Source organism: Stenotrophomonas sp. 05L44_2, assembly GCF_056665995.1.
In genome coordinates this window covers 1-7,455 of sequence record NZ_JBFTNR010000125.1, presented here as the reverse complement: position 1 = coordinate 7,455, position 7,455 = coordinate 1, and the positions used below count along the sequence as shown (strand labels likewise).

Genomic DNA, 7,455 nt, shown 5'->3' with positions numbered 1-7,455 from the left:
GCCGGCCACCGTGTTGGTGCCGATGGCGATGCTGTTGATGCTGTTGCCCAGCGCCTGGAAGCCCAGCGCAACACTGTTGTCGCCGTAGCTGAAGGCGCCGCGGCCGACGGCGGTGGAACTGGTGCCGTTGGCCCAGCTGTTGTAGCCGATGGAGGTGGCACCATTGGCGCTGGCCCATGCCGCCGGACCAAACGCCGAGGCATTGCGACCGGTGGCCCACGCGCCGGCACCGAAGGCAGTGGCGCCTTCCTCGCTGGCAGTGCTGTAGCCACCCACGGCGGTGCTGTCATCGGCCTTGGCGAAGGCGCTGTCGCCGACGGCGACGGCATAGCTGCCGGTGGCGCGCGACTTGCCGCCTGCCGCGAAGCTGTTGTCGCCGGTGGCCTGTGCCGCATTGCCGAAGGCGCTGCTGCTGGCACCGGTCGCCTGCGCGGCATTGCCGACGGCGGTGGAACCGGCCGAGGCGGTGGTGCCGATCTGCACCGGGTTGCCCTGCTCATCCAGCAGCGGCTGGTTGTATTCGTCGTAGGCCTGGCCGAGGCCACCCACGGCTACCGCACCGTCACCGTCGGCGAAGGTATTGCGACCCAGTGCCACGCTGTCGGCGCCGATGGCCGCAGCGCCTGCGCCCTGTGCCAGCGCGCCGGCACCGATGGCGTTGCTGGCCGAACCCGCCGCTACCGCACCCTCGCCCTCTGCATAGGCGCCAGCATCGCTGCCGCTTTCCGGCTGCGCCTGGAAGAAGCGCGCGGTGGTGTCGGCGGTGCTGGCCACGGCRTCCAGCTGGSCCTTGTTCACTGCATCGGTGGCTTCGCTGCCAGCAGCCACGCTGGTGATCTGCCGCTCGTTGCCGGCACTGCCCACGGCCACGCTGTTGGCGCGCACCGCTTCGGAATTGGCGCCCAGTGCAACGCTGTTGGCACCACGCGCAGTGGCGTAGTAGCCGACGGCGGTGCTCTGCGTGCCACTGGCCCAGGTCTGCGCGCCCAGCGCACTGGCGTTCTCGCCCGGTGCATAGGCGAAGTAGCCCACTGCGACCGACTCGGCACCGGAGGCCTCGGTCAGGCTGCCATTGGCCACGGCCTGGTCGCCGCTGGCGATGGCACCGGCGCCGACGGCCGTGGCCGCTTCGCCACTGGCCTGGGTCTGCACGAAGAAGCCCAGGCCCGGGATCAGATCGGCCGGGCCACCGATGGCCACGCTGCTGGTGCCGGTAGCGTTGCTCTGCGTACCGACGGCCGTGGAGTAGTCGCCGATGGCATTGGAGACAGCACCGAACGCCGACGACTGTGCGCCTGCCGCGTAGGCTCCCACACCATACGCCGACGCTGCGAAACCACCGGCATCGGCGCTGGCGCCGACGGCGGTACCACCGACCCCGGCACTGGTGGCGCCGGTCTCTACCGGCACGCCACCACTGGTGATCAGCGGATTGCCATCGGCATCCACCGCAGCACCGCCGACGGCGACGCTGCCCGGGCCGACTGCCTGCGCGTTGTTGCCGAAGGCCGCGCTGTTCTGGCCAGATGCAAGCGCGTTGTTGCCGACCGCAGTGGCGTTCTGCGCGACGGCGGTCGCACCTGCACCGACGGCGGTCGTACCGTTGCCGATCGCATTGGCAGCTTCGCCAGCGGCGAGCGCGTCATCTCCCTCGGCCAACGCACCGGCATCGCTGTTGCTGCTGCCGGTGGCCTGGAATCGCTTGGCGGTGGTATCGGCTACCGCTGCCACGTCGTTCAACTGAGCGACGTTGACCGCATCGGTATCTTCGGTACCGGCGGCAACACTGGTGATCTGCCGGGTCAGGCCGTAGTCGACCGCACCCACCGACACGGTATCGACGCGGTCGGCCAGCGAGCCGGCGCCCAGCGCCACGCTGCCGGTAGCCACGGCCGCCGAATTGGAACCCAGCGCGGTGCTGTATTCGCCCACCGCCGTGCTGAACGCACCGACGGCAATCGACGCTTCGTTGGCGGCGGTCGCACCACGGCCCAGCGAGGTGCTGCCGGGGCCCATCGCCACGGCGCCCGCGCCGACCGCGGTAGCGCCATCGGCGCTGGCTTCGGACAGTGCACCCAACGCGGTGGCTGCACCGTTCTCGCTGGCGGCCACGGCACTTGCACCTACCGCCGTATCGCCAAGGCCGAAGGCGGCCGCACTCTGCCCGACCACTACGCTGGCATCACCCAAGGCGAGCGCGTTCTGGCCGAAAGCACTGGCACCAAGTCCTGCGGCAATCGCCTGGGTGCCGACCGCGGTGGTGGCGTTGGCCAGCGACTGGCTGCCACTACCGACCGCGATGGCGCCCTGGCCTTCGATCTTTGCCGCGTCGCTGTCATCACCAGCGCCATCGGCCTTGAAATAGCGGCTGCCCTCGGCGGCCGCCTGCGCAAGCGCGGCCTGCGTGGCGCGCGCCTGTGCATCCAGCTGTGCCTTGTTCACCGCATCGGTGGYGGCGGTACCGGCGGCGACRTTGGTCACCTGCCGTTCCTTGCCGGCATCACCGACAGAAACGGTGTTGGCGCGCGTTGCCTTGGAACCGGCGCCCAGCGCCACGCTGTTGGCGCCGGTGGCGCTGGTACCCGCACCAATCGCCACCGCGTTGCTGCCCTTGGCGCTGGCACTGCCATCGACCACGCACTTGTCCAGCACCTTGCTGTTGAGCACCACGCAGTTCGCGCTGCCCCCAATCTCGACCGACTGCGCCGCAGCGATGCCGGTCATGCCCAGTCCCATTGCCAAGGCCAGCGCTGCAGCCAGTCGTGCCGGCGCGGCATCGGTCGCACCGCGGCGCTGGTCGACGACCCCGCCTGATGAGCTGGAAGAGGCCAGTTCCGAGGCCACCACCAACTGACCCAATGCTTTGTTCCAGACCTTGCGATAAATCCGATTCATCGGTACGGCTCCTGATTGGACTGGTTTTGGGCAAAGCAACGCCACCGCCGAGCCTTCGTGGCCCAACGTCCCCTGGGGGCGTTTATTCGCGTGATTTACTGCGGGTATTGCCGAACGGCGCGCAGGGACAGAAAACCGAGCGCATGCGCCGTGCGGTTACTGCGGGATGAACAGATTTGAAACGGGGGTCAAGTGTTAACGGCATCTTTGCGGATCGTCAAGAGTTTGACGCAGCAAAACCCATTGCCGTGAAGCAGTTCACTGTTTCACTTGTTTATGTACGCATTTTGTTAGGCGCGCGTGAGGAAATCCTCACTTATGAAAACGCATGTAACTGATGACCAGTTCAGGAGTTTCCGTATGGACAAAGAAAAACCCGCCGGTTTCCCGGCGGGTTCTCCATACGCGATGGCATCGTCAGCTGCGCAATGCGCGTGCGATCAACCGCACCACACCCGTGCGTTGCGGAACATGCGCATCCACGGTGAATCGCCCTGCCACTCGGACGGGGCCCAGCTCAGGTTGAGCGCGCGCGGGGTGCGCTCCGGGTGCGGCATCATGATGGTCACCCGGCCGTCGGTGCTGGTCAGGCCGGTGATGCCGTCGGGCGAGCCGTTCGGGTTCAGCGGGTACTGGCTGGCGACGTTGCCGTTGCCATCGATGTAGCGCAGTGCGACACGGGCTGTGGCCTGGTCGACGGCGTTGTCGAACACCGCCTGGCCTTCGCCATGTGCCACCGCCACCGGCAGGCGCGACCCGGCCATGCCACGCAGCAGGATCGACGGCGACTCCACCACTTCCAGCAGCGCGGTGCGGGCTTCGAACTGCTCGCTGGCGTTGCGGCGGAACTGCGGCCAGTGTTCGGCACCGGGGATGATGTCCTTCAGCTGGCTCATCATCTGGCAGCCGTTGCACACGCCCAGGGCGAAGCTGTCCTCGCGCGCGAAGAACGCGGCGAAGGCATCACGCAGCGCGGTACGCTCGAGGATCGAGGTCGCCCAGCCGCGGCCGGCACCGAGCACATCGCCGTAGCTGAAGCCACCGCAGGCAACCAGGCCGGTGAAGTCCTGCAGCGCCACGCGGCCTTCGATGAGGTCGCTCATGTGCACGTCGAACGCGCGGAAGCCGGCACGTTCGAAGGCGTTGGCCATTTCGATCTGGCCGTTGACGCCCTGTTCGCGCAGGATCGCAACGCGCGGACGCGCCCCGGTCTGCACGAACGGTGCGGCAACATCCTCATTGGGATCGAAGCTCAACTTCGGCTTCAGGCCCGGCGCGGTAAAGGCGCGGGCGATCTCGCGCTCGGCATCGGCGTTGGCCGGATTGTCGCGGCGCTTCTGCATCGCGTGGGTGACCGACCACCAAGCATCGAACAGCGCTTCCCAGCGCCATTCGGCCAGCGAATCACCACCCAGCGACACCCGCACCACCGGCGCAGTGGTCGGCTTGGCGATGCGCTGTGCGCACTCGGTCAGCGCATGGCGCTCGACCAGGTCGGCGAACGCGGCGCGGTCTTCGCGGGCGATCTGCACAACGGCGCCCAGCTCTTCATTGAACAGGCTGCGGAACGGGTCATCGCCCCAGGCATCGAGGGTGATGTCCAGGCCCAGGCGCGAGGTGAAGGCCATTTCGCACAGCGCGGCGAACGCACCACCGTCGCTGCGGTCGTGGTACGCGCGCAGCAGGCCGGCCTGGCGTGCATCGCGGATCAGCTCGAAGAAGCCACGCAGGCGCTGCGGGTCGTCCAGGTCCGGGGCGGCACCGGCGAAGGCCGGCAGGTCGCCGTGGTCGGCATGCACCTGGGCCAGGATCGAACCGCCCAGGCGCTGCTTGCCGGCACCGAGGCCAATCAACCACAGCTCGCTGTCGATATCGCGGTCCAGCAGCGGGGTCAACTGCTGGCGCGCATCGGACACCGGCGCGAACGCGGTGATGACCAGCGACACCGGCGACACGCTCTTGTGCGCCTGCCCCTGGTCGTGCCACTGCGCCTGCATCGACAGCGAGTCCTTGCCCACCGGGATGCTGATGTCCAGCTGCGGGCACAGTTCCATGCCCACCGCCTTCACCGCGTCGTACAGCAGCGCGTCTTCGCCCGGGTGGCCGGCAGCGGCCATCCAGTTCGCCGACAACTTGACTTCATCCAGCGCATCGACCGGGGCCGCGCACAGGTTGGTCAGTGCTTCGCCAACGGCCATGCGGGCCGAGGCCGCCGCGTCCAGCAGCGCCAGCGGCGTGCGTTCGCCCAGTGCCATCGCCTCGCCGGCCACGCCGTCGAAATCGGCCAGGGTGATCGCCACGTCGRCCACCGGCAGCTGCCACGGGCCGACCATCTGCTCGCGCGCGGTCAGGCCGCCCACGCTGCGGTCGCCGATGGTGACCAGGAAGTTCTTGGAAGCCACGGTCGGGTGTGCGAGCACGCGCAGCCCGGCTTCCTGCAGATCCAGGCCACCGGTCTTCAATGCCGGCCAGCGCGGTGCCGGCGGGTGCGCGGTATCGCGGTGCATCTTCGGCGGCTTGCCGAACAGCACGTCCATCGGCAAATCGATGGGCGCATCGGCCGGGATGTTGCCCGGCACGGCACCATAGGCCACCACCAGGTGTTCGGCTGCGGTGGCGACACCGACCGCAGCGAACGGGCAGCGCTCGCGCGCGCACAGCGCGGCGAATTCAGCCAGGCGCTCCTGCGCCACGCCGAGCACGTAGCGCTCCTGCGACTCGTTGCACCACAGCTGCATCGGCGACAGCGACGGATCGTCGGTGGGCACCTTGCCCAGGTCGATGATGCCGCCCACGCCGGAATCGTGCAGCAGTTCGGGAATGGCGTTGGACAGGCCACCGGCACCGACGTCATGGAAGAACTTGATCGGATTGTCAGCGCCCATCGCCACGCAGCGATCGATGACCTCCTGGCAGCGACGCTCCATTTCCGGGTTGTCGCGCTGCACGCTGGCGAAGTCCAGGTCCTCGGCGCTCTCACCGGAAGCGACCGAACTGGCGGCACCGCCGCCGAGGCCGATCAGCATCGCCGGGCCGCCGAGCACGATCACGGCATCGCCGTCCTGCAGCAGGATCTTGTCGACCTGCACGCGATCGATGGCGCCGAGGCCACCGGCCAGCATGATCGGCTTGTCGTAGGCGCGCACGAGGTCGGCGCCTTCCGGCAGTTCGAAACTGCGGAAGTAGCCGAGCAGCGCCGGGCGGCCGAATTCGTTGTTGAACGCGGCGCCGCCGAGCGGGCCGTCGGTCATGATCTCCAGCGCCGGGGCCATGCGCGGGTTCAGCGCACGCGGCGCTTCCCACGGCTGCGGCAGCTCGGGAATGCGCAGGTGCGAGACCGAGAATCCGCTCAGGCCGGCCTTCGGCTTGCCGCCACGACCGGTCGCACCTTCGTCGCGGATTTCACCACCAGCGCCGGTCGACGCGCCCGGGAACGGCGCGATCGCGGTCGGGTGATTGTGCGTTTCCACCTTGATCTGGAACGCGCTGGGCACCTGCGGTTCGCGGCGATACTCGCCGCTGGCCGGGTCCGGGCGATAGCGCGAGGCCGGATGGCCTTCGATCACCGCCGCGTTGTCGCTGTACGCGCTGAGCGTGTGCTGCGGGGTCTGCTGGTGGGTGTTCTTGATCATCCGGAACAGCGAGCGGTCCTGCTCCTGGCCGTCGATGGTCCAGCTGGCGTTGAAGATCTTGTGMCGGCAGTGCTCGGARTTSGCCTGSGCGAACATCATCAGTTCCACGTCCGACGGCGACCGGCCCAGCGCGGTGAAGCGCTCGCGCAGGTAGTCGATCTCGTCCTGCGCCATGGCCAGGCCGAGGCGCTGGTTGGCGGCCTCCAGCTGGTCCACCGGCACGCGCTCCAGCTCGCCACGGGCCGGGGTCGAGAACAGGGAGTGGCCCTGATCGACGCGCTCCAGCACCGACTGCGTCATCGGGTCGTGCAGCACCTTGACCAGCGCCTGCTGGGCGGCAGCCTCGGTCGGCCAGCCCTGCACGTCGATGCGCAGGCCACGCTCGACCCGGCTCACCGGCTGGCCGGCACCGCGGACCAGCTCGCTGGCCTTGCTCGACCACGGCGACAGCGTGCCCAGGCGCGGCACCACGATGCGGCTGACCGCACCGTCAGCAACCGCCTCGGACTGCGGGCGGGCTTCCAGGATGCGGCACAGGGTATCGACGTCGGGGGCGGCAGTGCCCTCGGCCTGCACGAAGTAGACGTGCCAGGCACCGCTGATGCGCAGGGAGGGAGCGATGGACTGCAGGCGGGATTCAAGACGTTCGCGGCGGAACGGCGACAGGGCGGGCGCGCCCTCGAGGACCATCATGTCCGGGGAACCGTAGTTGGGAAACGGGCCCGACATTGTACCGGAAGCGGGGATAGGCTTCGGCCGGGCGGCGCCCGGCACCCGCCGAAGCGGTAGTGCCGGCCGCTGGCCGGCAACCTCAACAGCAACAGCCGAAGCAACAGCAGAAGCTGGCATTCCGTGGGATGGCAGGGTGGGTCCGGTTGCAGGGGACGCCGTGAATCCGTCCATGGAGGCTCGGTCGCCGCATCCATGC

Annotated in this window: 2 protein-coding genes; both read right to left on the bottom strand. The window is 68.6% G+C overall.

The window, feature by feature from the left end; genetic code table 11:
* A partial coding sequence (locus tag AC1VAN_RS06370; protein ID WP_480985482.1) for an ESPR-type extended signal peptide-containing protein occupies positions 1-2,895 on the bottom strand: 2,895 nt, incomplete at its 3' end.
* A gap of 440 nt (positions 2,896-3,335) precedes the next feature.
* Entirely contained in the window at positions 3,336-7,220 is a 3,885-nt protein-coding gene (gene purL, locus AC1VAN_RS06365; RefSeq protein WP_480985481.1) for a phosphoribosylformylglycinamidine synthase, read from the bottom strand.
* Positions 7,221-7,455 lie beyond the last annotated feature (235 nt).